This is a genomic window from Actinoplanes sichuanensis (assembly GCF_033097365.1).
GTDB lineage: Bacteria > Actinomycetota > Actinomycetes > Mycobacteriales > Micromonosporaceae > Actinoplanes > Actinoplanes sichuanensis.
On the sequence record NZ_AP028461.1, the window covers coordinates 3,204,927 to 3,230,147 of the forward strand.

General features: G+C 72.0%; 24 protein-coding genes. 10 read left to right on the top strand and 14 right to left on the bottom strand.

Features of this window, described 5'->3' with window-relative positions:
- Positions 1-34 precede the first annotated feature (34 nt).
- Positions 35-721: a CBS domain-containing protein gene (locus tag Q0Z83_RS14415; RefSeq protein WP_317794412.1), complete on the top strand. Its 687-nt coding sequence runs from the start codon at positions 35-37 to the stop codon at positions 719-721.
- Between the two features lie 53 nt (positions 722-774).
- On the opposite strand, the gene Q0Z83_RS14420 is transcribed toward Q0Z83_RS14415, so the two are convergent.
- The gene (locus Q0Z83_RS14420) at positions 775-1,596 is read right to left on the bottom strand and encodes a universal stress protein (RefSeq protein WP_317794413.1); all 822 of its coding nucleotides are present in this window, start codon (positions 1,594-1,596) and stop codon (positions 775-777) included.
- 80 nt (positions 1,597-1,676) lie between these two features.
- Positions 1,677-2,150, bottom strand: coding sequence for an Lrp/AsnC family transcriptional regulator (locus Q0Z83_RS14425; protein ID WP_317794414.1), 474 nt, complete (start codon positions 2,148-2,150; stop codon positions 1,677-1,679).
- 60 nt (positions 2,151-2,210) lie between these two features.
- On the opposite strand from Q0Z83_RS14425, the gene Q0Z83_RS14430 reads away from it, so the two are divergent.
- Positions 2,211-3,287 carry a Glu/Leu/Phe/Val dehydrogenase dimerization domain-containing protein gene (locus Q0Z83_RS14430; protein ID WP_317794415.1) on the top strand — a complete coding sequence of 359 codons (1,077 nt, stop codon included), beginning with the start codon at positions 2,211-2,213 and terminating at the stop codon, positions 3,285-3,287.
- On the opposite strand, the gene Q0Z83_RS14435 is transcribed toward Q0Z83_RS14430, so the two are convergent.
- Positions 3,229-3,987 (bottom strand): maleylpyruvate isomerase family mycothiol-dependent enzyme, encoded by a 759-nt coding sequence (locus tag Q0Z83_RS14435; RefSeq protein WP_317794416.1) that lies wholly within the window; start codon positions 3,985-3,987, stop codon positions 3,229-3,231. The genes Q0Z83_RS14430 and Q0Z83_RS14435 overlap by 59 nt on opposite strands.
- A gap of 95 nt (positions 3,988-4,082) precedes the next feature.
- Here Q0Z83_RS14435 and Q0Z83_RS14440 point away from each other — a divergent pair, with 95 nt between their 5' ends.
- The 4 genes from Q0Z83_RS14440 (at position 4,083) to Q0Z83_RS14455 (ending at position 11,160) form a co-directional block, all read left to right on the top strand.
- Positions 4,083-6,587 (top strand): helix-turn-helix transcriptional regulator, encoded by a 2,505-nt coding sequence (locus Q0Z83_RS14440; protein ID WP_378079315.1) that lies wholly within the window; start codon positions 4,083-4,085, stop codon positions 6,585-6,587.
- A 186-nt stretch (positions 6,588-6,773) separates the two neighbouring features.
- A complete protein-coding gene (locus tag Q0Z83_RS14445; RefSeq protein WP_317794417.1) occupies positions 6,774-7,904 on the top strand; it encodes a hypothetical protein in 1,131 nt (376 codons plus the stop codon).
- A gap of 20 nt (positions 7,905-7,924) precedes the next feature.
- A complete protein-coding gene (locus tag Q0Z83_RS14450) occupies positions 7,925-9,694 on the top strand; it encodes a dynamin family protein (protein WP_317794418.1) in 1,770 nt (589 codons plus the stop codon).
- Complete coding sequence (locus tag Q0Z83_RS14455; RefSeq protein ID WP_317794419.1) at positions 9,691-11,160, top strand: dynamin family protein; 1,470 nt, start codon at positions 9,691-9,693, stop codon at positions 11,158-11,160. Before Q0Z83_RS14450 ends, Q0Z83_RS14455 begins: the two co-directional genes overlap by 4 nt.
- An 11-nt stretch (positions 11,161-11,171) precedes the next feature.
- Here the strand turns inward: Q0Z83_RS14455 and Q0Z83_RS14460 are convergent, their stop codons facing one another.
- On the bottom strand, positions 11,172-11,651 hold the full coding sequence (locus tag Q0Z83_RS14460) for a hypothetical protein (protein WP_317794420.1): 480 nt from the start codon (positions 11,649-11,651) through the stop codon (positions 11,172-11,174).
- 87 nt (positions 11,652-11,738) lie between these two features.
- On the opposite strand from Q0Z83_RS14460, the gene Q0Z83_RS14465 reads away from it, so the two are divergent.
- Positions 11,739-13,748 (top strand): Hsp70 family protein, encoded by a 2,010-nt coding sequence (locus Q0Z83_RS14465; RefSeq protein ID WP_317794421.1) that lies wholly within the window; start codon positions 11,739-11,741, stop codon positions 13,746-13,748.
- Between the two features lie 98 nt (positions 13,749-13,846).
- The gene (locus tag Q0Z83_RS14470) at positions 13,847-14,107 is read left to right on the top strand and encodes a hypothetical protein (RefSeq protein WP_317794422.1); all 261 of its coding nucleotides are present in this window, start codon (positions 13,847-13,849) and stop codon (positions 14,105-14,107) included.
- A gap of 7 nt (positions 14,108-14,114) precedes the next feature.
- On the opposite strand, the gene Q0Z83_RS14475 is transcribed toward Q0Z83_RS14470, so the two are convergent.
- Both Q0Z83_RS14475 and Q0Z83_RS14480 read right to left on the bottom strand, forming a co-directional pair.
- A complete protein-coding gene (locus Q0Z83_RS14475; protein WP_317794423.1) occupies positions 14,115-15,059 on the bottom strand; it encodes an FAD-dependent oxidoreductase in 945 nt (314 codons plus the stop codon).
- A 4-nt stretch (positions 15,060-15,063) separates the two neighbouring features.
- Positions 15,064-15,909: a hypothetical protein gene (locus Q0Z83_RS14480; protein WP_317794424.1), complete on the bottom strand. Its 846-nt coding sequence runs from the start codon at positions 15,907-15,909 to the stop codon at positions 15,064-15,066.
- A gap of 93 nt (positions 15,910-16,002) precedes the next feature.
- Between Q0Z83_RS14480 and Q0Z83_RS14485 the strand changes: the two genes are divergently transcribed.
- Positions 16,003-16,728: a VOC family protein gene (locus tag Q0Z83_RS14485; RefSeq protein WP_317794425.1), complete on the top strand. Its 726-nt coding sequence runs from the start codon at positions 16,003-16,005 to the stop codon at positions 16,726-16,728.
- 2 nt (positions 16,729-16,730) lie between these two features.
- Here Q0Z83_RS14485 and Q0Z83_RS14490 read toward each other — a convergent pair whose 3' ends face one another.
- Entirely contained in the window at positions 16,731-16,886 is a 156-nt protein-coding gene (locus tag Q0Z83_RS14490) for a hypothetical protein (protein ID WP_317794426.1), read from the bottom strand.
- Between the two features lie 81 nt (positions 16,887-16,967).
- Here Q0Z83_RS14490 and Q0Z83_RS14495 point away from each other — a divergent pair, with 81 nt between their 5' ends.
- Complete coding sequence (locus tag Q0Z83_RS14495; protein WP_317794427.1) at positions 16,968-17,492, top strand: isochorismatase family protein; 525 nt, start codon at positions 16,968-16,970, stop codon at positions 17,490-17,492.
- On the opposite strand, the gene Q0Z83_RS14500 is transcribed toward Q0Z83_RS14495, so the two are convergent.
- The 7 genes from Q0Z83_RS14500 to Q0Z83_RS14530 all read right to left on the bottom strand — a co-directional run bounded on the left by Q0Z83_RS14500 (position 17,481) and on the right by Q0Z83_RS14530 (position 25,092).
- A complete protein-coding gene (locus tag Q0Z83_RS14500; protein ID WP_317794428.1) occupies positions 17,481-18,512 on the bottom strand; it encodes a cobalamin B12-binding domain-containing protein in 1,032 nt (343 codons plus the stop codon). The genes Q0Z83_RS14495 and Q0Z83_RS14500 overlap by 12 nt on opposite strands.
- Positions 18,509-19,762 carry a PP2C family protein-serine/threonine phosphatase gene (locus Q0Z83_RS14505; protein WP_317794429.1) on the bottom strand — a complete coding sequence of 418 codons (1,254 nt, stop codon included), beginning with the start codon at positions 19,760-19,762 and terminating at the stop codon, positions 18,509-18,511. Before Q0Z83_RS14505 ends, Q0Z83_RS14500 begins: the two co-directional genes overlap by 4 nt.
- A gap of 72 nt (positions 19,763-19,834) precedes the next feature.
- Positions 19,835-20,599 carry an ATP-binding protein gene (locus Q0Z83_RS14510; protein WP_317794430.1) on the bottom strand — a complete coding sequence of 255 codons (765 nt, stop codon included), beginning with the start codon at positions 20,597-20,599 and terminating at the stop codon, positions 19,835-19,837.
- Between the two features lie 158 nt (positions 20,600-20,757).
- Positions 20,758-21,288, bottom strand: coding sequence for a hypothetical protein (locus tag Q0Z83_RS14515; protein ID WP_317794431.1), 531 nt, complete (start codon positions 21,286-21,288; stop codon positions 20,758-20,760).
- A 67-nt stretch (positions 21,289-21,355) separates the two neighbouring features.
- Entirely contained in the window at positions 21,356-22,234 is an 879-nt protein-coding gene (locus Q0Z83_RS14520; RefSeq protein WP_317794432.1) for a bile acid:sodium symporter family protein, read from the bottom strand.
- 64 nt (positions 22,235-22,298) lie between these two features.
- Positions 22,299-23,924, bottom strand: a complete 1,626-nt coding sequence (locus Q0Z83_RS14525; protein ID WP_317794433.1) for an alpha/beta hydrolase — start codon at positions 23,922-23,924, stop codon at positions 22,299-22,301.
- A gap of 430 nt (positions 23,925-24,354) precedes the next feature.
- Positions 24,355-25,092 (bottom strand): GntR family transcriptional regulator, encoded by a 738-nt coding sequence (locus tag Q0Z83_RS14530; RefSeq protein WP_317794434.1) that lies wholly within the window; start codon positions 25,090-25,092, stop codon positions 24,355-24,357.
- Between the last annotated feature and the right edge of the window lie 129 nt (positions 25,093-25,221).

Sequence of the window (25,221 nt, forward strand, 5' to 3'; positions counted from 1 at the left end):
TTCGCGCCTAGCGTCGGTGCCGGAGGGATGGAAGATGAGGATCTGGCATGTCAGTGACGTGATGACCAGCGATGTCGTCACGGTCGGCCCGGCGACGCCCTACCGGGAGGTGGTCGCTCTGCTGGCGGCCTACCGGATCAACGCGGTCCCGGTGGTCGACGCCGATCGGCGCGTCCTCGGGGTGGTGTCCGAGTCGGACCTGCTCCGCAAGATCGAATATGCGGGGTCGGACCGCCCGCAGTGGTTCGAGATCCGTGGACGGGCCGCACGCCGCAAGGCCGGCGCCCTGACCGCGGGTGAGTTGATGACCGCGCCCGCCGAGGTGGTCCTGGCCACGACCGGCATTCGGACCGCCGCCCGCCGGATGGACGAGGCACACGTCAAGCAGCTGCCGGTGGAGGACCTGCTGGGCCGCCTGGTCGGCATCGTGAGTCGCAGCGACCTGCTCAAGGAACATCTGCGCCACGACGACGACATCCTGGTCGACGTGCGGGCCGCGGTGCACGAGGCCACCCTCACCGAACGCGACGGCAAGGTCGACGCGGTGGTCGAACGCGGCCAGGTCACCCTGACCGGCCGGGTCGAGCGCTGGTCCACCGCGATCCTCGCCGAGCGCCTGGTCCGCCTGGTCGCCGGGGTGGTCTTCGTGGACTCCCGGGTCGCCTTCGACGTCGACGACCACGACCTGGCCGATCCGGCCCCCGCCTACTTCGTGGCGTGAGACCGCCGCGCGGGTGTTCGGGCCTCCGAACCGGAGGCCCGAACCGGGGAGGGTCAGGCCAATCCCGCGAGCTCCGCGACCCGCCGGATCGGCGCGGTCCGCGGGGCGCGGACCACGACCACCGGGCCGCGGGCATGATGCAGCAGCGTCTGGGTCACCGAGCCGAGCAGTCCGTGGTACGGCGACTCGCCCCGCGCACCCACCACGACCAGCGACGCGTCCCGTGCACGGCGACGAAGCACCGCGGCCGGGTCGCCGGGCGTCACGTCGAGCCGCGCGACGACCCCGAAGGCGAACGCCCGCGACATGATCACGTCCTCGAGCACCCGCATCCGGTGGGTCACCTCACCCACGTGGACGACGTGCAGGTCCACACCCCGGGCGGCGGCTGCCTCGAACGCCCGCTCCAGCACCGGCGCCGACGTGACCGTCCCGCTGACTCCGGCCAGCACCGGTCCGAGCGGCCCGGCCGCACCCCGGACCACCTGGACGGTGCCGTGGGCGCGGGCCGCCACCTGCACGGCCGTCGCCTCGCGGGGCAGGCAGACGTGCTCGTCGAGGTTCCCGTCGCCGATCACGGTCAGCGCCGCCCGGTGGGACAACCGCAGGAGCCCGGTGACCGGGTCGCCCTCGATCAGTTCGATCGTCGTCCACAGTCCCGGCGTGGTGGCGAGCGCGATGTCGCGGGCCTGTCGCAGCAGGTCACCGGCCGAACGCGCCTGGTCGATCACCCCGTGCCGATAGCGCAGCGCGTGCACCAGCCGCAGCGGAAGCCCCCGCGTGCCGGCTTCCCGGGCGGCCGTCTCGACCGCGCGCAGGCCGGCCGCGGATCCACTGACGCCGACGACGACCGGTGTCACTGTCGGGGAACTCATCGCCGTACCTCCGAGGTTGTCCGGTTTGTCCAACCGTCAGGTTATGCCCGCGCTTCTGACCGGAACAGGGCCGAAGGGCCTCACCGCAGGCGGGTCAGGGTCTGGTTCCGGGCGTGCCGGAAGATCGTCGAGGTACGGAAGCTGATCACCTCACGACGCCGGCTCAACTTGTCGACCAGGAAGAAGTGCAGGTCCTCGATGCTGCCGGCACCCACGTGCAGCAGGAAGTCGTCGCCGCCGGCCAGCACGTAGACGGCCATCACCTCGGGCATGGCCAGCGCCTCCCGCTCGAACGTGTCGATCACGTCGGCGCTGAGCGGGCGCACCTGCGCCGACACCAGCGCCTGCACCCGCCGACCGAGCGCGGACAGGCTGACCTCGGCCCGGAACCCGGTGATGACACCACGCTGCTCCAGCCGCCGGATCCGTTCCGAACACGTCGACGGCGCGGCGCCGACGATCTGGGCCAGGTCCCGCAACGGGATCCGGGCGTCCCGCTGGAGTTCGTCCACGATCTGCTCGTCGAGTCGATCCATGTTCGCTGTTTCCGTCATCCACCGAACATATTCCGGCATCGGTTGTCGCGACTCGTGCATACGTCCAGTCTCGTGGTCATGGACCGAACACAGCTGACTCATGAGGAAGTCCGGATCGCCCGCGGCACACGCACCGGGGTGGCCGTCGCGGTTGCGGTGCACTCCACCGCACGGGGCCCGGCGATCGGCGGGGTGCGGATCAAGCCGTACCCGTCCTGGCGCGACGGCGTCGACGACGTGCTGCGCCTGTCCGAGGCGATGACGATGAAATGCGCGCTGGCCGAGCTGGATCACGGCGGCGGCAAGACGGTGGCGGTGCTGCCGCCGGGTGGCTGGGATCCACGACGGCGTACCGACCTGATCACCGACATCGCCGAGGCGATCGACGGGTTCGACGGGCGCTACCGGTGCGGGCCGGACATCGGCTCGACCCCGGACGACATGTCGCTGATCCACCGGCTGGCCCGCGGCTACGCGTTCTGCCGGCCGGAATCCGAGGGCGGCAGCGGAAACTCGTCGGCGGCCACCGCCCGGGGAGTGGTCGCCGCGCTGCGGGCCGGGCTACGTCACCGGCACGGCGACGACCGCGTCACCGGCCGTCGGATCGGACTGATCGGATTCGGCCACGTCGGACGGCTCGTGGCCGGCGACCTCGTCGCCTCCGGTGCCACCGTCCTGGTCACCGACGTGGACACCGGGCTGGCCGGGCCGGTCGAGCGCTCCGGCGCCCGGTGGTCCACCGCCGATCTGCTCACCGAGGAACTGGACGTGCTCGTCCCGGCGGCGACCGGCGGCCTGCTGACCGACCGGGTCGCGCGGGACTGCCGGGCCGCCCTGATCGTCGGCCCGGCCAACAACCAGCTCGCCGACGACACCGTGGACCGGGTGCTGCACGAGCGCGGCATCACCTGGGTGCCGGACGTGCTGGCCTCGATCGGCGGCATCGTCCACGCCGTCTCCCGCGAGGAGGCCGGGCTGGACGACACCGCCACTGACGCCCGCGTCGACCGGATCGGTGAGCGGACCGCGGCCCTGCTCACCTACGCCACCGACCACCGGATCACCCCGCTGGCCGCCGCACGGCGGATGGCCGGTTCTACTCCGGTTCCCAGGCCACCAGCTGATCGAGGACCCGACGGTCACCGTCGAGCTTGAGGGCGTCGACCGGCTTGCGGCCGTAGAACGTCAACACCAGGTCACTGGCCGAGGTCTCGGCCGTCACGTCGGCGGCGGCCGGCAGCCGGTCGGCGCGGGCGCCGTCGGCCGTCAGGCGCAGACACCACGACGGACCCTCGGTGGTGCGGTACTCGACCACGGCCGGGTCGTGCGGCCACGGGCTCGACACCGCGACGCAGGTGCTCAGGAACTCGTCGACACCGTCGAGAGCGACCACCTCCGGCAGCGGCTGCGGGTCACCCACGGCAAGCTGTGCGTCGTACGTGTGCACCGCGAGTTCCTGCAGCTGGTGCCGGGCGACGGCGCCGCTGGTCGACGGTGACTGCGAGTCGCCCCACCAGGTCCAGCAGACGCGGTCCGGGCCGGCCTCGCGCAGCACCCCGGTCAGCCGCTCGGTCGCCTCGGTCAGCCAGGCGGACAGCTCCGCGCCGTCCCGCGGGGCGTCCGAGGTGTTCCACTCGGACTTCTCCGGGCGGGAGTCGGCGGGACCGGCGGCCACGGTCGCGGCCCAACGGTGCCGCCCTTCACCGAGGTGCTGGGCCAGATCGGCCAGCGTCCAGTCCGGGCAGGACGGCACCCGCACGTCCAGGCTAGGCGCGGCGGCGATGACGGCGGTGAACGCGGCCGACCGCTCGTCGATCAGGCGGAGCAGTTCGGGAAGATCAAGTTTCGTCGACACCGGGGATGTCTACCACCGAGTACGGATATCGGACAGCGAATTAACCGGGAAGTCGCGCGTAGAGTCGCCGGAGACAGTGGACGGCGGTGGCTGGCGTGACGGTCGTGGTCGGGGTGGACGGCTCCGGGCGTACCCATCGGCTGCGCATGCTCGCCGCGACCGCGAGCGGGCCGGTCACCTGGTTCACCGCACCGCCGGTCCCGGACGATCGTCTGGTCCTGGTCGACGACGCGCACCGGCTCGACCCGTCGGCCCTGAAGATCCTCGCCGCCGCCGCCCGTGCGGGCACGCCGGTGGCGATCGCCCGCCGCCCCACGATCACCGGCCCCGAGTTGGCCGAACTCGACGAGGCCGCCTCCGCCGACGGCGTCGAACTCCTGGCCCCGCTGGATCGTGACGGGGTCGCGCGCCTGGTCGCCACCGTGACCGGCCGCCCGGTGTCACCCGAGGTCGCCACGGCGGTGTTCGAGGCCTCGGGCGGCCTTCCCGCGCTCGCCGTCGCGCTGGCGACCACACCCGCGGGCGTTCCGCCGGTGTTGCTGGCCCGGGTCCAGCGCCGATTCGCCCTCCTGGAGCCGGCGGCCGCCTCCGCCGCCCGGATCCTGGCGCTGCGCCTCGACCTGACCGACCACCTGATCGCCACCGCCTGCGGCATCGAGCCGCCGGAGCTGGCCGAGATCATCCGAACGCTCCGCGACGAGGGCCTGCTGGCCGCCACCCCCGCGCCGTCGGGTGCCCCCGCGCCGTCGGGCGGCTCGGCGTCGTCGGGTGGTGCGGCTTCGCCGGACGGCTCGGCTTCGCCGGGTGGGGAGCGGCTGATTCCGGTGGTCGCCGAGGCGATCATGGCGGAGTTGTCTGGTGCGGAACGTCGACGGGTCCATGACGTGGTGGCCGGTGCGATGATCGCCGTCGGTGCCGATCCGGTTGTCGCGGCGGGCCAGCTCCGGGCGGCCCGCGCGATGACACCGACCGCGGCCGCCGTCTACCGGGACGCGGCGGAGCGGTTGCGCTTCACCGATCCCACGATCGCCCTCGGCTGGTACGAGGACGCGGCCGACGCCGGAGCCGACCCGGCCGGTGTGCTCCCGGGACGAGCCGAGGCCGCCCTGCTCCTGGGCCTGCCGGTGGATCTCGACGACCTGACCCCGGCCGATTCGTTCCCGCCCGCCGCCACCGCCCGATTGTCCCTGGTGGCCGGGGTCGTGGCAGCCCACGACGGCCGCGCCGCCCGGGCCGCCGACCTCCTACTCGCCGCTCCGGCTCCCGGCCCGACCCTGGCGATCCCATTCCTGATCGGAGTCGGTCGCGCCGCCGAAGCTTCCGGACCGCGAGGGGGAGCGACGACGGGACTCGTCCGGTTCGCTGAGCAGGCGGCGACCGGCGTTGCGCGAACGGCCGAGGGGACGCCGGGCGGACTTGCGCGGTTCGCTGAGCAGGCGCCGGCAAGCGTCGCCCGATGGGGTGAGGGGACGCCGGCGGGACTCGTGCGGTTCGCTGAGGGGGTGGTCGCCGCGGGGGAGCCCGAGGTCGCGCTGCCGCTGATCATCGAGGCGGCGGAGGCGGTCGAGCGCAGTTCGGTGCAGGTCGTGCTGCCGGACACGCCGCATGCGATCGGGGCGATCCTGGCGGTCGCCGCCGGGGACGTCGGGTCGGCCGAACATCTGCTGGAGCGGGCCCGGGCGGCCGGCGTCGGCGGGCCGGTCGCCGAGGTGCGGCACCGGCTTCTGCTGGCCTGGGCGCGGATGCGGGCCGGTCGGTACGAGACCGCGCTGGACGAGCTGCGCCGGTCCGGTGGGGAGACGGCCGGGCGGGACCGGCTGCTGCGGGCCGCCCTCGCCGCCGGGATCGCCCGGCGGCGTGGCGACATCGCCGGGCTGCGCGACGCCTGGACCGGTGTGGAACCGCTGCTCGCGCGTCGGGCCGTCGATCTCTGGCAGGTGGAGGCGATCGAGGAGCTCGCGGTCGCGGCGGCCCGGCTGCGGCGCCTTCATCGGGTCACCCCGATCCTCGAACTGCTCGATCAGGTGGTCGCCGGGCTCGGCCGCCCACCCACCTGGCAGATCGCCCTCGACTGGATCCACCTGCAGACCGCCGTCGCCGCCGACGACCCGGCCGCCGCCGCCGAGGTCGCCGCCCGACTGGCCGCGGTCGACGCCACCGTCGACGCGCCGGCCCGGGCTCGGGCGCTGGCCGTCTCCGCTCAGCGGTGGGCCGAGGTCCTGGCCGGCGTGGTGGACCTCGCGGCGGTACTGGCCGCCACCGAGGACCTGCAGGCGGCGGAACTGCCCTGGGAGGCGTCCCGGCTGGCCGGGCAGGCGGCCATCCGTACCACTGATGGGCTTGCCGCCCGCCGCCTGCTGGAACGTGCCCGCGAACTGTCCGAACCGGAGCCCGAAGGGCCCGGCGGTGGGGGCCTGTCCGAGCGTGAGGTGACCGTGGCCCGGCTGGTGCTCGCCGGGAGCACGCACCGGGAGATCGGCGCTCAGCTCTACATCTCGCCGAAGACCGTCGAGCACCATGTGGCCCGGATCCGGGCGAAGGTCGGCGCCAACTCCCGGGCCGAACTGCTGGCCGTTCTGCGGGAGCTGCTGGACGCCTGACCGGCCCCCGAAGAACGCCGTTCGGCTGGTCTGTGAGTTGGATCTCGGACACGAGACTGTGAGATCCCCTAGCGAACCCCCTATACCACGGGGGACACCCCGATGCCCGGACCGGGTTGCGGGTCGCACGCTGGTGCCGTGCCCGGGTGAAGGAACGGGACGCCACACCGAGCGAGGAGAAGAGAAATGACCGCCAGTGCCACCGAAATGCTGAGGGAATTCGTCGTCAACCTGATGTCCGACCGGGACTTCGCCGCCCGGTACGCGGAGGACCCCAACGGCACCCTGACCGCCGAGGGTGTCACCGATGTCGACCTGTCCGGCGTGGACGTCTCCGCCGTCGTCGGTGCGGCCGCCGGCTCGCCCGAGGTGCCCGCCGAGGCCCGGTCGGCCCTGCAGAACTACACCGGCTCGTCGGCTCCGCCCGCGCACTCCGGTGGGTCGCCATCCGTCGAGCACGTCGTGCAGCACCTCAACTACGTCACCTACGCCACCTACGAGGGTGACGAGACGATCACCCAGAACCTGGACCTGGACGTCACCAACGTCACCGACAACAGCTTCGACCTGGACGTGGACGGCAACGTCTTCGGCGACATCGACGCCTCCAACGTCAGCGCCTCCGGGGACGGCGCGGTCGCCGGCGGGGACGACGTGAACGCGGCCACCGGTGACGGCGCCGTGGCGAACAGCGGCGACGGCGACGTCAACGCGGCCACCGGCGACGGCTCCACGGTGATCGACGGGGACGTCAACTCGGCCTCCGGCGACGGCGCGCAGGTCATCGACGGCGACAACTTCGGTCAGGCCAACACCGGTGACGGTGCCGTGCAGGCCGGCGACGACATCTCGGGAGCGGTCAACACCGGCGTCAACACCGGGATCGTGGCCGACGAGCTGGACGACGCGGTGGTCGGTGACGGCAACCAGACCGCGCAGGTCGACGGGGACGTCGACGAGTCGGTGTTCAACTTCGGGGACGGCGACGTGGCCAACCTGCCGGACGCCGAGATCGACGACAGCGCGGTGACCTTCGGCGACGGCGACGCCACCAACGTCTCCGGCAACACCGTGGACGACGGCTCGGCCATCTCGGCCGGCGACGGCGACGCCAGCGGGTCCCAGGACAACGACAGCTTCCAGGACAACGACACGACCGTCACCACCACGGTGTCCGACGACGACACCACGATCAACGACAACGACACGACGGTCAGTGACAACGACACCACCGTCACCGACATCGACACCACCAACACGAACACCGACATCGACGACAGCATCGTCAGCGGCGACGACACCGTCATCGGCGCCTGAACCCCGACCAGGAGGAACCCGTGGCCGACGTCGCGAAGGCGGTCAACGTCATCGAGCTGGCACTGCGAGCCTGTACGGCGTACGACCGCCCCGACACGGCCGCCCGGCTGACCGCCGCCAAGGAGTCCCTCGCCGACCCGGTCCTGCACGTGGTCGTCGCCGGCGAGTTCAAACAGGGCAAGAGTTCCCTGGTCAACGCCCTGGTCGGCGCGACCGTCTGCGCGGTCGACGACGATGTGGCCACGGCGGTCCCGACCTACGTGCGGCACGGTGCGAAACCCGAGGCGGCCCTGCTGTACGAGCCGGGCCGCCGAGAGCCGATCCCGGTGGCCGACGTCCGCAGGCACGTGCTGGAGAACAGCGACACCGACCGGGTGTCGGGTGTCGAGATCCGCATCCCCCGCAAGATCCTCGCCGGCGGCCTGGTCCTGGTCGACACCCCGGGTGTCGGCGGACTGGGCTCGCCGCACGCCGCGGCCAGCCTGGCCGCCGTGTCGATGGCCGACGCGGTCCTGTTCGTCACCGGCGCCGCCCAGGAGCTGACCCGCAGCGAGGTCGACTTCCTGCAACGCGCCCGGGCGCTGTGCCCGGTGGTGGCGTGCGTCGTCACCAAGACCGACTTCTACCCGGCGTGGCGGCGCATCCGGGACCTCAACGAGCAACACCTGGCCGCGCACTGCCCGATGCCGCTGATGCCGGTGTCGTCGGCGCTGCGGTCGCGGGCGGTGAAGGCGAACGACACCGCGCTGAACACCGAGTCCGGCTTCACCGGGCTGGTCAAGTTCCTCACCGACCGGATCGGCGCGTCGGCCGCCGACCGCCTGGTCAAGGACGCCGCCGCCGAGGTGCTCGCGCTCTGCGACCAGCTCGACGGCCGGTTCCAGGCCGAACGCGCCGCGCTCGCCGACCCGGAGGCCGCGGCCCGGGTGGTCCGCGAACTGACCGGCGTCAAGGACCGGGTCGAGTCCCTGAAGAGCGCCGCCGCCAAATGGAACCAGACGCTCAGCGACGGCATCACCGACCTCACCTCCGACATCGACCACGACCTGCGGGCCCGCGTCCGCGTGGTGATCGCCGAGGCGGACACCGCGATCGAGGCGGGCGACCCGGCCGACACCTGGCCGGAGATGGAGGCGTGGATGCAGTCCCGAATGGCCAACGAGCTGCTCGCCAACTACGAGCTGCTGCGTATCCGGGCCAGTGAGCTCGGGCTGCGGGTCGGCGACCACTTCCACGAGGCGTCCACCATGATCATGCGCCGGCCGTCGGTGACCGACCCGACGCCGATGGCCAGCGTCGCCGACTTCCAGCACAAGATCGACCTGGAGCGGATGCGGATCACCAAGCAGGCCATGGTCGCGTTGAAGAGCGCGTACGGCGGCGCGCTGATGTTCATCATCCTGGGCAGCATGATCGGCGTCTCGCTCGGCCCGATCGGCATCGGCATCGGGCTGGTGATGGGCCACCGCGGCCTGCGCGACGAGAAGAAACGCCAGATCCAGAAACGCCGCGGCGAGGCCCGCAACGCGATCCGCCGCTACTGCGACGAGGTCAGCTTCGTGGCGAACAAGGACTCCCGCGACACCCTGCGCCGGGTGCAACGCCAACTGCGCGACCACTATAGCGGCCTCGCCGAGGAACTCAACCGGGCCAACGCCCAGGCTTTGACCAGCGCCGCCGACGCCGCCAAACGCACCCAGGCCGACCGGGACAAGCGCCTCAAGGACGTGGACGCCGAACTCGCCCGCATCCAGCAGCTGCGGCAGCGCGCCGAAGCGGTGGCCAAGTGAACCTCACCGACCGCACCCGCGAAGTCCTCGGCCAGGCCATCACCGTCTACCGGGGTACCGCCGACGCCGCCCGCCTCACCGCCGTCCGCGACCGGCTCGACGCCCCGCTGCGCGTCGCCGTCGCCGGGCGCGTCAAAGCCGGCAAGTCCACCCTGCTCAACGCCCTGGTGGGGGAGCGGCTCGCACCCACCGACGCGGGCGAGTGCACCCGCATCGTCACCTGGTACCGCGACGGCCACGCCTACCAGGTCCAAGCCCTGATCCGCAACGGTCAGACACGCACCCTGCGGTTCACCCGCGACGACGGGCCGGTCACCGTCGACCTGGACGGCCTCGACGCCGCCGCGATCGACCAGCTCACCGTCACCTGGCCGGCCCGAGCGCTGCGCACCCTGACCCTGATCGACACGCCCGGCATCGGGTCGCTCTCCGACCAGAACTCGCGGCACACCTGGGACCTGCTCGTCCCCGACGACGAGGAGACCCCCGCCGACGCCGTCGTCTACCTGCTGCGGCACCTGCATCCGGGCGACATCGAGTTCCTGCGCGCCTTCCACGACACCGAGGTCTCCCGGCCCAGCCCGGTCAACGCCATCGGCGTGCTGTCGCGCGCCGACGAGATCGGCGCCGGCCGACCCGACTCGATGGCCTCGGCCCGGCGCATCGCCGCCCGGCTCGGCACCGATGCCAACGTGCGACGACTCGTCCAATCGGTGGTCCCGGTGGCCGGGCTGCTCGCCGAGACCGCGGTGACGCTCACCGAGATCGAGGTCGCCCAGCTACGCCGGGTCGCCGCGCTGCCGGTCAAGCAGGCCGAGGAACTGCTGCTCTCCGCCGACCGCTTCGCGTCGGCCATGCCCGAGCTCGGCCTCACCGATCTGGAACGCGTCGCGTTGCTGACCCGTTTCGGACTCTTCGGCGTACGGCTGACGAGCACCCTGCTTCGACGTGAGGTCGCCACGACCGCTTCGGCGCTGTCCAAGGAGCTGGCCGACCGCAGTGGCCTGACCCAGCTCCGCGACATCATCGGCAGCCTGTTCCTGGAGCGCCGGGACATCCTCAAGTCACGCTCGGCGCTGCTCGCACTGGCCGAGATCACCCGCGCCCGCCCACGCCCCGGTGGCGAGGCGGTGTCGGCGGCGGTCGAGGAGATCATGGCGTCCGCCCACCCGTTCAACGAACTGCGGGTGCTGTCCAGCCTGCGCGCCGGGTGGATCACCGGCAAACCCGACGTGATCGAGGACCTGGAACGCCTGATCGGCGGCTCCGGCAACGCCACCAGCGAACGCCTGCACCTGCCGCCGGACGCCCCGGCCGCCGAGCAGTCGGCGACCTGTCTGAACGCGCTGGCCCGCTGGCAGCGCCGCGCCGAGAACCCGCTCACCTCCTACGAGATGACCGTGGCGGCCCGGATCGCGATCCGCTCCTGTGAGGGCATGCTCGCCCGGCTGGACCAGCGGCGATGAGCCACCCGGCCTCAGCCCGGCAGATCGGCGTCGTCGTCCGGCTCCCCGTCGGCGTCGTCGTCGGCCCCGAAATCCACCCAGGCCTCGGCGGTGTCGTCCCCGCCCGGACCGTCGAGTCCGTGCTCGACGGCGGATGTGGGCTCGTCGTCGACCCCGAGGTCGATCCCGTCATCGTGGACGTCGAACAACCTCATGTCGTCCACTGCCTCCGCGGAGCCCGTACCGAATCCGAGGTCTTGATCCTCGAGGCCGGCGGCCTCCTCCGGAACCGGCGCGGACGCCAGCAGATCCAGCCACGTCCCGCCCGCGTCGCCGGTGTCGAAATGCGCCCCGACGAACGGCGCCAGATGCTCGGCGACCTCCAGCGGCGCGGTCTCGGCGAAGCCGGCCACCGCCTCGGCGACCAGCTCGGCCGGCAGCTCCCGCAGGAAGTCGCCCGGGTCACCGCCGGTTCCGGCGAGCCCGGCGAACACGTCGCGGAGGGGTTCCATGCCTCCACCTTATGAGCTCACCCGACCCGACAGCCTCGGGGAAACCCCCGCGGCAACCCCCAACCCGACGATGTGGAGCAAGCGGCGATGTACGCACTAGGCATAGACCTCGGCACCACCTACACCGCAGCCGCCACCTGGCGTGACGGGCACGCCGAGATCGTCCCGCTCGGCAGCCGCAGCGCCGCCATCCCGTCGGTGGTGCTGCTGCGCGAGGACGAGACGTTCCTGACCGGTGAGGCGGCCAGCCGGCGCGGGCTCACCGAACCGCACCGCGTCGCCCGCGAATTCAAACGCCGGATGGGCGACACCACCCCGATCCTGCTCGGTGGCGTACCGCAGTCGGCCGAGGCGCTCGCCGCCCGCCTGCTGCGCGCCGTCGCCGACCAGGTCACCGCCCGTGAGGGCGGCAAACCGTCGTCGACCTGCATCTCCTACCCGGCGAACTGGGGTCCCTACAAGACCGACCTGATGCGCCAGGCGGTGCGGATGGCCGACCTGGACGGGCCGATCCTCTACACCACCGAACCCGAGGCGGCCGCGGTCAGCTACGCCCAGCAGCAGCGCATCGACCCGGGCGCGATCGTCGCCGTCTACGACCTCGGCGGCGGCACCTTCGACGCCGCGGTGCTGCGCAAGACCGGTCTCGGGTTCGACATCCTGGGCCGCCCGGAGGGCATCGAACGCCTCGGCGGCATCGACTTCGACGCCGCCGTGTTCAGCCACGTCCAGGCCGCTCTCGGCGGCAAGCTGGCCGAACTCGACGAGGACGATTCGACGGCCGTCGCCGCCGTCGCCCGGCTGCGGGAGGAGTGCGTCAACGCCAAGGAGGCCCTCTCCGCCGACACCGACACCACGATTCCGGTGCTGCTGCCCAACTTCGCCACCGAGGTACGGCTGACCCGCGCCGAATTCGAGGCCATGGTCCGGCCCGCCCTCTACGGGTCGGTCGAAGCCCTGAAACGGGCCCTGCGGTCGGCCGACTGCACACCCGAGCAGCTGCACTCGATCCTGCTGGTCGGCGGCTCGTCCCGGATGCCGATCGTCGCCCAGCTGGTGGCAACCGAGTTCAACCGGCCGGTGGCGGTCGACGCGCACCCGAAACACGCCGTCGCCCTCGGCGCGTCGTGGCTGGCCAGCGGGACTCCGGCGCAGAGCCGTGGCCCGGCCGCCGGTCGTGCCGCCGCCCCTCCGCAGCGCTCCACGCCGGTCACCCCGCCGCCGACTCGGTCCGCCCCGGTCACCCCGCCGCCGCGTTCCGCTCCGGTCACGCCGCCGCGGCCCGTGCCGGTCACCCCGACCCCGGTGGCGCCGGTGCCACCGGTCGCCTCCCGGCCGGTCAGCGTTCCGCCCGCCCCGATCTCGCCGCCGGCGCCTCCGGTCAACACGGCCGCCACCAGCTACCTGCCGCCCAATCCCGCCGTCCCGCCCGCCCCGGTGGCGGGACGTGCCTCCGCCCGGCCCACGGCGCGACCTCCGGTCGTACCGTCGCGTGGTCCGGAGAACAAACCACCGGCCCGCAGCCGCGGCAACCGCCGCCGGGCCTTCGCGGTGGCCGGCGCCGCCCTCGCCGCCGTCCTGACCGCCGCCGGCATCGCCTACGCCCAGTACGGCTTCGACGACGACCCGGGCGGCCAACTCACCGCCCAGAACAGCAGCCCGTCGCCCAGCGTCGTCACCTCGTCCGCACCACCCGCCGACGAACAGTGCACCGACGAGATCAAAGCCAACCAGCGCTGGGTCTGCCTGACCTCGGCGGTGGTCGAGGACGGCAAACTCACCATCGACTACGACGTCGACTGGGCCGGTTCCACCCCGGACGTCAGCGGCGGCTACCACCTGCACGTCTACGGCGGTGACGGCACCTATCCGGCCGATCACGACATGGGCGCGCACGCCCCGAAGGCCGACCAGGGCGAGTGGTACGTCGAGGACCGCAACCCGTCGGTCCTGGACACCGGCGACAAGCGCTACACCCGCGCGATCGCCGACAACCCGAAGGTCTGCGCCCGGATCGCCCTCGCCGGGCACGGCCTGGTCGCCGACGGTGACGAGACCTACAAGACCGGGAACTGTGTGCCCATCACCCGGAAATAGGACCCCGGAAACAGGCCGAAGGTCCCGTAATCCCACCCGCCGACCCGCCGATGGTCCAGGCATCCCAAAGGGGTGTTGTGGCCAAAGGAGGCGACATCATGACGACGACGAATCGGCAGGTCGACGGTCGGTCCGACGAGCGCTGGGGAGTGCTGTCCCCGGCCGATCGGTTCCGGGTCACGCCGATCACGTACCCGACCCTGTGGCAATCGATGGTCTCCAGCTTCGTGATCCTCGGACGGACCCTGCTGATCACACTGATCGGGTTCGCCCTCCTGATCGGCGTGACGATGGTGATCGCCATCGCACTGACCAGCGCACTCGGCATGGTGGGTTTCGACCCGTCGACCTCGTACTGACCGACCTCTACGGCACCATGGCGGCGACCCGGGACGCGTCACCCCAGGACAGGGTGAAACCGGCGCCGCCGTGGCCGTAGCAGGCGAACACCGGCCGGTCGTGGCCGCCGACCGCCGCCAGCCGCACCCCGGACCGGCCCGGCCGCAGCCCGACCGCCCGGGACAGCACCGGCTGCCCGGCCAGCTCCGGCACCAGCTCGGTGACCCGCCGCAGGATCGCCGCCTCCACGTCCGGGTCGGGGCGCTCGTCCCACGATCCGACGTCCCCGGTGCCGCCACAGACCACGTCGTCGCGCCGGGGCACCACGTAGGTGAGCCCGCCCGGGTTGTCGTCGTCGGTGATCCAGTCGGTCAGCCCCGGGTTGGCCAGCCGCACCACCTGACCGCGGATCGGGAAACTGACGTCGTCGTCGCCGAGCAGCGCCGCCGACCGCAGCCCGGCCGCCACCACCAGCACGTCCGCGTCGTCCTGCCGCAGCACGTCACCGATCGACGCGAACTCGGCCGTCCGCAAGCCCACCCCGAGCCCGGCCACCGTGGCCCGCAGCCAGCGCAGGTAGGTGTTCGTCTCCACCAGCGGAACCGTGCACCTGATCCCGGACGCCCCGGCCGGCAGCCCGTGCGGCCCGGCCGGTTCGGTGTGCGGGACCGCCCGTGTCCACGAGGTGTCCGCGCCGGGCCGCCGCGACAGCACCGTCCCGCTGCGCAGATGCACGCCGGTCCGCGGATCCCCGGCCAGTTCGGCCAGCCGCCGGTAGGTGACCGCCGCCGAATCCAGCACCGCCGCCGAATGGTCCACGTCGTGCGGGAACCAGATGGCCGCCGCCACCCCCGACACACTGTCCACCGCGTCGCGGGCCGCCACGACCCCCACCTCGTGCCCGGCCCGGGCCAGCTCATGAGCGACGCTCAACCCGACGACCCCGGCACCCACCACCGTCACCCTGCTCACGGGATCACACGATAGGCGTAGCGGCCGGTGGGATGGTCCACCGCAGCGTGGCGCGACCCTCGACGTTCTCCAAGGTCACCGGGTACGCCTGCCCGAACGCCCGCCCCGGGGTGAACCGGCGCAGCTCACTCGGCGACCAACCGGCCCAGACGATCCCACAGCCGGCCACCTCGATCACCCCGGTGCCGAGCGGATCCAGCCGTCCCGCCCGCATCGCCAGATGGTGATGGCTGTGCGGTTCCACGTACGCCAGGTGCGCGGCGTGCCCGTGAGCGACCGCCCATTCGTTGATCTCGGCCGCCCGTTCGAACGCCACCGCGACCGGCAGATCCAGCCAGCCGTGCAACCGCCGGTCCCGGACCGCGGGCAGTGGCCGGGCGCCGTAGCGCAGCCAGGCCTCCTCCTCGCCGCGGCCGCTGATCCGCAGGTCGGCCAACCCGTCGACGCTGCGGGCGGCGGGCAGGAAACCCACCCACGAGTCCAGCGCCACCGCGTCCCCGATGACCATCCCGCACGGATCCACCGGCAGGTCGCCCAACGCCACCGGCGCCGAGCCGGCCGACACTACCGGCCAGGGCAGATCCAGGTCCACGTCGATCGACGCGATGGTCTCGGCCGCCTCGAAGGCGCCCGGCCTGGTCTGCGCGGTCACGGTCAACTTCCCGGGCCCGGCCGGTACGGCCACCGCCTCGGCCAGCCACGCCCGCAGGTGTGCGCCGCCCGCCTGTGCCGCCCGCAGCGACCGGACGGACAGCGGCTCGCCCAGTGCCCGCCACTGATCCAGGAACCCGCCGCAGGCCAGCACGATCGCCCGCGACGGAACCAGGAGGTGAGCCAGGGTCGCCGTCATCGTCGTCGATCATCACACCTTCACGCGCTCAGCGGAGCCGACCTGTCGGACATGCTCACGAACGGCGTACACCGCGGCCCTAGGATCGGGGCCATGGTGGTGCGGCTCGCGATGGTCAACGGCAAGGCCCGCGACACCTCGGCGCTCGGCCGGTTCTGGGCCCGGGCACTCGGCTGGACCGTCTTCAGCGACCGGCCCGGAGCGACCGCCGCCGGGCCGCCGGGGTTCACCTGGCCGGCACCCGGCGCGCTCTGTCTCGACTTCATCGGCGTGCCCGACCCGGCCGCCGGGCGGGGCCGGCTGCATCTCGATCTGGCGACCACCTCGGCCGCGCATCAGACCGAGCTGGTCGCCGACCTGCTGAGACACGGCGCCACCCGGGCCGACGTGGGTCAGGGGGAGGTCCCGTGGGCGGTGCTGGCCGACCCGGAGGGCAACGTGTTCTGCGTGCTGGAGCCACGCGACGTCTACCGGGACACCGGGCCGATCGCCGCGATCGTCGTCGACTGCGCCGACCCGCGGGCCCTGGGCCGGTTCTGGAGTCAGGCCCTGGGATGGGCGGTCCACGAGTCGTCCGCCGATCTCACCCGGCTGCGCTCCGCCGACGGCACCGGACCCTACCTCGAATTCCTTCGATCATCGGGTACGCGCTCCGCCTTCCACCTGGACCTGCTGCCGTACCCCCGGGAGGGTCGGAAGGTGGAGCTGAGCCGCCTGCACGCCCTCGGGGCGACCGCCGCCGACGTCGGCCAGGGCGATGTCGCGTGGACCGTCCTGGCCGACCCCGAGGGCAACGTGTTCTGCGTCCTCGCCGACTAGTCTCAGGAGACCGTGCCGGTGATGGTGTCCCACGAGTAACCGAGCAGGGCGAACGCCGCCGCCAGCAGGCCCAGGCTGATCCGGCCGGTGTTGATCGGCAGCGCCGCCACGACCAGCAGAATGATCGCGATGATATAGAAGAGTCCCTGGATGGACATGTCCGCTCCTAGTGGTGGGGGAGGTCGAGCGGCGACGCAGTACCCCCACGGCGCGCGGCGTTAAACCATAGGCTGCCGTCCATGACATTCGTCGCCGCCCGGACGGCTCTGATCGCCGTGGACCTGATGCCCCGCCTCGTCGACCAGGACATGGGCCCGCACCGCGGCGCCGACGTGGTCGCCCGGACCGCCGAGCTGGCCACCGCCCTGCGCGCCGCCGGCGGCACGGTCGTCCTGGTCCGGGTCGAGCGCCCGAACGTCACCGAACAGCCACCCGGCAGCGGATTCGTGCCCGAGCTGCAGCCCCTTCCCGGCGACGTCGTGGTGGTCAAACGCACTATCGGCGCCTTCTACGGCACCGGCCTGGCCGACGAACTGCGCGCACACGGCGTCGACACGGTGATCATGGCGGGCCTGGCCACCACGATGGGCGTCGAGTCGACCGCCCGGGCCGCCGCCGACCACGGCTTCGAGGTGATCTTCGCCGCCGACGCGATGAGCGGCACCACGGCCGCCGAACACGACCACGCCCGGACCGTGATCCTGCCCCGCTTCGGAGCCGTCCACGACACGAAACACCTGCTCAGCATGCTGTCAGCTGGGTGAGTGGGCCTGCAGGGCGGTGCGGCCGGCGGTCAGGATCCGGGCGGTGCGGGGACGGCCGTCCAAGGTCTTCTGCAGGTGTTCCAGGACCAGGTCGACGCCGGCCGCCGGGACCTTGCGGGCCGCCAGGATGCCGGCCAGCCAGGACACGAAGTCGGCGAACAGGGATTCGTCGTCCACGTAGACGGCGGCGGCCAGGAACGCCGCGATGTGGTTCAGGTCGTCGGCCGTGGCCTCCCGCTGTCGGCCGGTGTAGCCGCGCATCGGCGGGAACCAGCGCTCCAGGACCGACAGTGCGGTCAGCACCAGGCCGGGGGTCTCGGTGACCAGTCGGGCGTACTCCTCGTCGGCGAGGTTGCCGAGTGCGGAGCCGCCGTCCGGGGCCGCGGGCGGGGGCCAGGTCTCCAGGATCGCGGCGGCCGAGACGGCGTCGGCGGCCCACGCGTCGGCCCCGAGGCGGTGTGCCCACCGGTCGGTCCGGCCGAAGCCGCGGCCGCCGACCAGCACCGGCACCCCGGCGTGCCGGGCGGCCAGCACCGAACGGCGGGCCGACGGCAGCCGGACCGGCAGCGAGACACTGACGAGCACCGCGGCCGGTTCGTGTTTCTGCAGGTAAGAGGTCAGGTGCGCGGCCGGGACACTGGCACCCAGGAAGGTCACCGGGTAGCCGCGTAGCCGCAGGTACTCGGCGAGCAGCCGGGACGGCAGGGTGTGCCACTCACCGTCCGCGCAGGCGATCACCAGGCGTTCGGAACGTTCGGCCGGGCGTTGCGTCCCGGCGCAGGACAGCACGATCCGTTCGGAGATGTAGCTGGCCACGTGCTCGTCGGCGGCGGACAGGGAGTCGTCCGCCCAGAGCTCGCCGATCCGGGCCTGGACCGGCGCGATCAGGCGCAGCAGCACGTCCTCCGGGGTGGCGCCGGAGGCCAGGAGACGCCCGGTCAGCCGGAGTGCGGCCGGCTCGTCCGCGGCCAGCAGGAGATCCAGCAGGACCGGGCATTCGGGGTGAGCGGTCGAAGTCATGCCGGTCCTCCGGACGCTTCCGGTACGGGGGCCGGCCGGGCCCGTAGCACGAGCACCGCGATGTCGTCGTGATCGGGTTCGGCCAGCCAGTCGACCACCGACTGCTCGATCCGTTCGGCCACCACGGCGGCCGGCGCGGCGGCGTACCCGGAGAGCAGTGCGATCAGCCGGTCCTGGCCGAACATCGCCCCGGCCGGGCCGCGGGCCTCGGTCACCCCGTCGGTGTAGACGACGCAGGTCTCGCCGGGCTGGAGCCAGATCACCGCTTCGGCGAACCGAGCGGCTCGGTCGGCGCCGAGCATCATCCCGCCGATGCGCACCGCCTCCACCTCACCGGACCGGCGGACGACCAGCGGCGGAAGGTGCCCGCCGGCCGCCAGGCGCAGCAGCACCGAGCCGTCCCGGGTGACCCGCGCCGAGCCGACGACGATGGTGCTGAACTGGGTGGACGCCTCACCGCCGAGGTCGATGGCGGCGTCGTTGAGGACGGTCAGGATCTCCAGCGGTTCCTCGGTGACCCGGCGCAGGATCCGCAGCGACTGCCGCAGCCGGCCGCCGGCCACCGCCGCGTCGATGCCCTTGCCGCACACGTCGCCGACGACGCACAGGGCACCGTCGTCGGCGAGTAGCTCGACGTGCATGATGTCGCCGCTCATCTGCATCGCCTCGAGGGACGGCCGGTATGCGGTGGCCAGGTCGAGCCCGGCCACCTCGGGCATCGGCGTCGGTCTCAGCGCCGTGCGCAGGGCGTCGGCGACCCGGACCTGGTCCCGGTAGAGCAGCGCGGCCGTGACGGCCCGGCCGACGGCTTGACCGTACCGGGCCGCCAGTGACAGGTCGGCGTCGGTGAAGGGCGGGCGGTCCTGGTCACGGAACAGCACCAGCACGCCCGGCCGGAAATGGTCGCAGGGCAGCCGTACCACCGCGCCGTGTCCGTGATTCTTGCCGCCGTCCGGTAGCGCCCACCCGTCCAGGCTCAGCGACCGCACCCAGGGCCCGTCGGTGTCGGCGAGGACGACCCGGATCCAGTCCGGAAGGTCGTCCGGCGCGGTGTCGCCCGACCGGACCGGCATCCGTTCCGGTCCGTCGACCGCGGTGTGCGAGTCCCGGATCCACCAGCGCAGCCGCCTCGGCCCGAGGGTGACGATCAGCGCGGCGACGCCGGCCAGTGCGGGCACCGGCAAGCCGGCCGCGGCTCGTGCGTTGCGTTGCAGGTTGAGCGACTGCCCGAGGACACGGTAGGCAGCCATGAGGAAGTCCGTCCCGGCCACGTCGACCTCCGGGACCCGGTCCGGTACGCCCGCCACGCCGCCGCGACCGCTCTACTCGTCGTGCGGGGACAGCGCGTAGGTGAGCAGCACCGTGGTGCCGCCGGGCCCGGTCCTGATGTCGACCCGTTCGCACACCTTGCGGGCCAGCCACAGGCCGGACGAGCCGATCCGCCCGGGACGCGGGCGGTGCCGGACCATCCGGCGGCGGCGGGGGATGCCGGGACCCTGGTCGGTGACCCGGATGCGCAGCCGGTCGGCGAGGCGTTCGACGTCGATGGTGCCGTGGCCACCGCCGTGCATCACCACGTTCGCCATGATCTCGGTCGCGGCGAGCATCAGCTTGTAGTGATCGAATCCGGACAGGCCACAGCTCGTCGCGTAGCTGGAGAGGCGCTCCCGGATCGCCTTGACGCCCTGGACGTCGAACGGTGCGGAGAAGACCGTCACGACGGCGGTGTCCGGGGCGGGCGGTCCGGTTCCGGGGTCGTCGGCTGCGGCGGTCGTCGGTAGGCCCAGCAGGGCGTTCACGCCGACCAGGTTGAGGTGCTGAAGGATCTCCGGGCGGGCACCGCGGACCCGGAACTCGGTGCGGGCGCGGACCGTCAGGCGCCGGAGCAGGATGAGCAGGGCCACACCCGACGAGTCGAGCGCGCTGACCTCGGTCAGATCGACGTCCACCCCGGTGATGTCGTCGGCTTTCAGAGCCCGCTCCACCTGCGGCAGCACGTCGGCCGGGCGGGCCAGCAGCACCGAGCCGGTGAGCGCGACGAGCACCCGGCCACCTTCGACTGTCTCGACCCGGACCGCACCGTCCACGCCGCTCACCTCCCTCCAGGAACCCCGAGTCACCACCGTGGCCCGGACAGGACACCGATCACGGACAACCGGTGCGACATTCATCCGTCAGGTGAGGTGATATCTCTAGTTTTGGGGGATTTCGAGCGTACGGCAGGCCGGTTCGTCGGTGATCTCGGTCAGGAACCGGACCGCAGGAGGCCGGCCACGATCGCGCCGATCGGACCGCCGTCGGCCACGACCACCCGGTAGCCCAGGTCGCGGGCCTGATCGGCGACCGCCCGGGCGAAGACCGCGTCCCGGCGCATCCACCTGGCGAACGCCTCCTCCGGGTGGTCCAGCCCGGCCAGCAGCCGGTGCGCCCAGGCCCGCCCACGGTAGTGCCGGACCTGGAACTCCTCGGTCGGCACGATCCACACGGCCCGCTCAGCCGGCACGCCGATGCCGGCGAGCAACTCGGGCAGCAGGGCGGCGCCTTCGACGACCGTGCCCGCTCCGGCCGCTCGAAGCTCGTCCAGGATCAGCGGGAACTCCTCCCGGTACAGCTCGAACACATCGTCGACCTGTGCTCTGATTGGCTGGGCCAGCCGCTCGCCGACACCGATCGCGGTCACCTTGCGCAGCACCGGCCCGGCGTCGGCGTGTCGTTCGAAGGCGTCGTCGCAGGAATACACCGCCGTCCCACGTGCGGCGGCGATCTGCGCGGCCACGGTGCTCTTGCCCGAACACGGCGAACCGCCGATCCACCACAGCTCGTCCAGGACGCCGCTCCGATCCTCAGGCGCTGCTGACCGCCGCCTCGCGTCGACGGGTGACAAGATAGCCGAAGGCGGCGGCGGTGAAGAACATGACGATGCCGTAGACGGCCGCCGGGATCGCCATCTCGGTGCTGTTCAGCAGGGCCGGGCTGACCGCCACGGTGATCGCCAGGGTGCTGTTGTGGATGCCGATCTCCATGCCGGCGGCGATCGACTCACGCCGGCCGACTCCGGCCAGGCGCGGTGCCCCGTACCCGACGGCGAGGCTGATGATGTTGAAGACCAGGACCGCCACGCCTACCGCGACCACGTAGTCGGCGATGTTGTCCCACTCTTTCAGCAGCGTCCCGGCGATCACCGCGACCAGCACGATCACCGACAGGATCTTGACCGGCCGGGCGAGCCGGTCGGCCAGGCCCTCGCGCAATACCCGGACCGCCATCCCGATCGCGACCGGGATCAGGACGATTGCGAAGACCTGCAGCACCTTGTCGAACTGGAGCCCGATCGAGGCCCCGTCGGTGAGGAAGTACCCGGCCGACAGGTTCACGATCACCGGCAGGGTGACCACCGCGAGCACCGAGTTGACCGCGGTCAGGGTCACGTTGAGCGCCACGTGTCCGCCGAACAGGTGGCTGTACAGGTTGGCCGTGGTGCCGCCGGGTGATGCCGCGAGCAGCATCATCCCGACGGCGAGTTCGGGTCGCAGGTCGAGCGCCACGACCAGTCCGAAGCAGACCACCGGTAGCAGCAGCGCCTGGCAGGCGAGTGCGATCAGGGCCGGTTTCGGGAACTGCAGGACACGGCGGAAGTCGGCGACGGTGAGGCCCAGGCCGAGCCCGAGCATGATGATGCCGAGCGCGATGGGCAGCCCGATGGTCGTCAATGGCGAGTCCATGCCGCATTCTGTGCCGCCACACGGATGCGAGGAATCCTCATTTCGGTCAGGGATGTGACCGCGGTCACCGCCGGACCGGATGTGTCGCGAACTGCTCCGCGTGCAGCGCGAACGACCGGTCCAACTTCGGCATCCAGTACGCGTCGTCGTGCCGCCCCGCACCCAGCTGGTAGTCGTGCCTGACCCCCTTCGCGGCCAGCGCCGTGCTCATCTGCTGCGCCGCCACCCCGAACCGGTACTCGTCGGAGTCGCCACCGTCGAAGTAGAACCGGTGCCGGTTCAGGTCGGCCGCCGACATCCCGGCGACCAGCGTGAGCGGTCGCAGCCCGGCGTTCGCGGCCTGCTCGGCGGACGTGCCGACCAGCGGCGGCAGGCTCAGCGCACCCATGTGACTGGCGATCGAGCTGAACACCTCGGGGTTGGTCAGTCCCAGCGTGAACGCGCCCTGCCCGCCCATCGACACGCCGCTGATCCCGCGGTGGTCACGGTCGGGGATCGTCCGGTACGCCCGGTCGACCAGTGGCACGATCTCGTCCACGATCATCGTCCGGTACTTCCCGGCCGACGTGTCCACGTACCAGCCGCTGCCGCCGTCCGGGAACACCACGATCGCCTCGACACCGAGCCGGTCGAGGACCGTGTCGATGTCGCGGGCCTCCCACTCGATGTTGCTGCCGTTGAAGCCGTTCAGCATGTAGACGACCGGGAACCGCTTGCCGCCGGTACCGGTGTAGTCCTTCGGCAGGTAGACGTTGAACTGCGTGCGCCGCCCCATCGCCGCCGAGGCGTAGTCGTCCCGGAAGAACCGCGACCGGTCACCGAGCTCGACCGCCCGGCGCGGGTCGATGTACAGCAGCTCGCGGGTCGGCGGCAGCCCGGTCCAGGTGCGGATGGTGTCGACGACCAGGCGGCCGCGGGCGTCCACGTACACCTCGGCCTGCGCGTCGGTCAGCGTCACCGGCCCGGATTTCAGCAGCTCCCGCAGGTCGGCGATCCGCCGGGCGGCGGTGTCGCCCTGGTGGAAGAACCCCTTGTCGAGCGTTGCGGCATAACCGCGGACGTCGCCGGCGGCGACGGCGCGGTGCTGCCGGTCCAGGACGGCACAGGCGTGAGCCAATTGGGTACGGGTGGCAGCCGTCCCGGTGTCGCCGGCCAGGGCACGCAGCCGCGCCTTCGAGTAGAGCCCCACCGGCCCCTGGTAGAAGCCGCCGCCCCCGGTGCCGTCGTAGACCCGCACCGCGACGACGTTGGTGGCGCCCCACTTCAGCAGGCCGTCGGCCGGGTAGTACTCGCGCGGCACCTCCCAGGTGGAGTCGAACTCGGGCGGGAAGCCGCCGGTCCGCCCGATCGGCTGCCCGTTGAGGAACGCCTGATCCGCGTCGTCGATCTTGCCGAGCGCCGCGACGACCGCCGCGTCGGTGACCCCGTCCGGCCGAGCCGGGAGGGTGAACGTCTTGCGATACCAGGCGAATCCGTCGTACGAGCTGAGGTCGCTGTGGCCACCCCAGTCGTCCGGGACGGTCCAGTCCCGCCAGGAGGTGTCCGCGAAGGACGGATCCGACCACGCCGGGTCGTCACCGGTGGTGAACTTCCATCCACCGCCGGCCAGATCCACCCCGAAGTCGACCGACCCGGTGGTGGCGCAGGTGGTCGGTCGGGGCCCCGCGACCGCCGATGTGGGAACGTTCACAGATCCAAGAGTCAAGAGTAGGGTGCCGAGCAGAGCGCGAGCTTTCAATGACATCGAGTGCCCCCGGAAAGGAACAGATACAAACAAGAAACACAGCGGACGCACACTCGCAACATTCAATGCCGCTGTCAACCGGACCGATCCGTCGGCATCCGGTGTTGAATGATGTGCGAATCTGCCGATGGTTCGGCGCCTTCGACCCGATCCCGCCGATGACCCGCCCAGCCGCTGCGGTATCTCGGGGGTTGCTCGGAAACCCCGCGCTGCCGGCTCGTGTCACCTACCCGCCCAGCGGGTGGCACACCACGAGCCCTTCCCGGCCAGGGGAGTGGTGCCGGGAAGGGTCGCCGGGCGATCGGTTTCGATCGGGAGGGGGCGTGGTGTACCGCTGGGCGGTTCGATGCGGCCCGCTCTGAGATCGGCGGCGGGGTCAGCGGTTGAAGACGGTCACCTCGATGGCGTAGTGGTCGGCCCGGTACAGGTTGTCGGAGTATTCGACGGTGGCGCCGGTGCTGTCGAACGACGTGCGCTGCATGCTGATCAGCGGCGTGTGCTGCCCGATGTCCAGCAGCCGGGCCTGCGCGGGCGTCGCCGCCTTGGCCGTGATCCGCTGCTTGGCGACGGACGGCCGGCCGTTCCATTCGGCCATCATCCGGTAGAGGCTGCGGTTGTTGAGGGCCTCGACCGTCAGGTCGGCGAACCGGGGTGGCAGCCAGTTGCGCAGCACGGCGAGCGGCACCCCGTCGGCCAGGCGTAGCCGTTCGCAGTGCACGAGCCGTTCGGTGGCGGGCAGCCCCAGCATCCGGGCGGCGTGCCGGTCCACGCAGTCGCGGTCGAAGCGCAGCACGGTGGTCTGCGGCTGCCGCCCGGCCGCCGCGAGATCGTCGTACAGACTGGTCAGCGCGACCCGTCGGCGCACCTGCACGTCGGTGACCCGGGTGCCGACGCCACGTTTGCGGGTGAGTAGCCCTTTGCTGACGAGTTCTTCGATGGCCCGGCGGATGGTGGGCCGGGAGATGTCCAATGTCTCAGCGAGCTCGATCTCGGTGGGCAGGCGTTCGCCCGGCACGAGCTCGCCACGGTCGATGGCCTCTTCGAGGCGCCGGCCGAGTTGGAAGTAGATGGGTACGGGACTGGTGCGGTCGATCTCGAGAGGTGGCATGGGCATCGGTGGCACCCCCTCAACGGTGACAATCGCGGAAGTTTGTCAGTGCGTTCAGAAGAATGTCAATACAAACTATTGACGTGATCAACATGGCGGCAGAGGCTGCTCACACGTGCGGCGGAAACGTTCGCG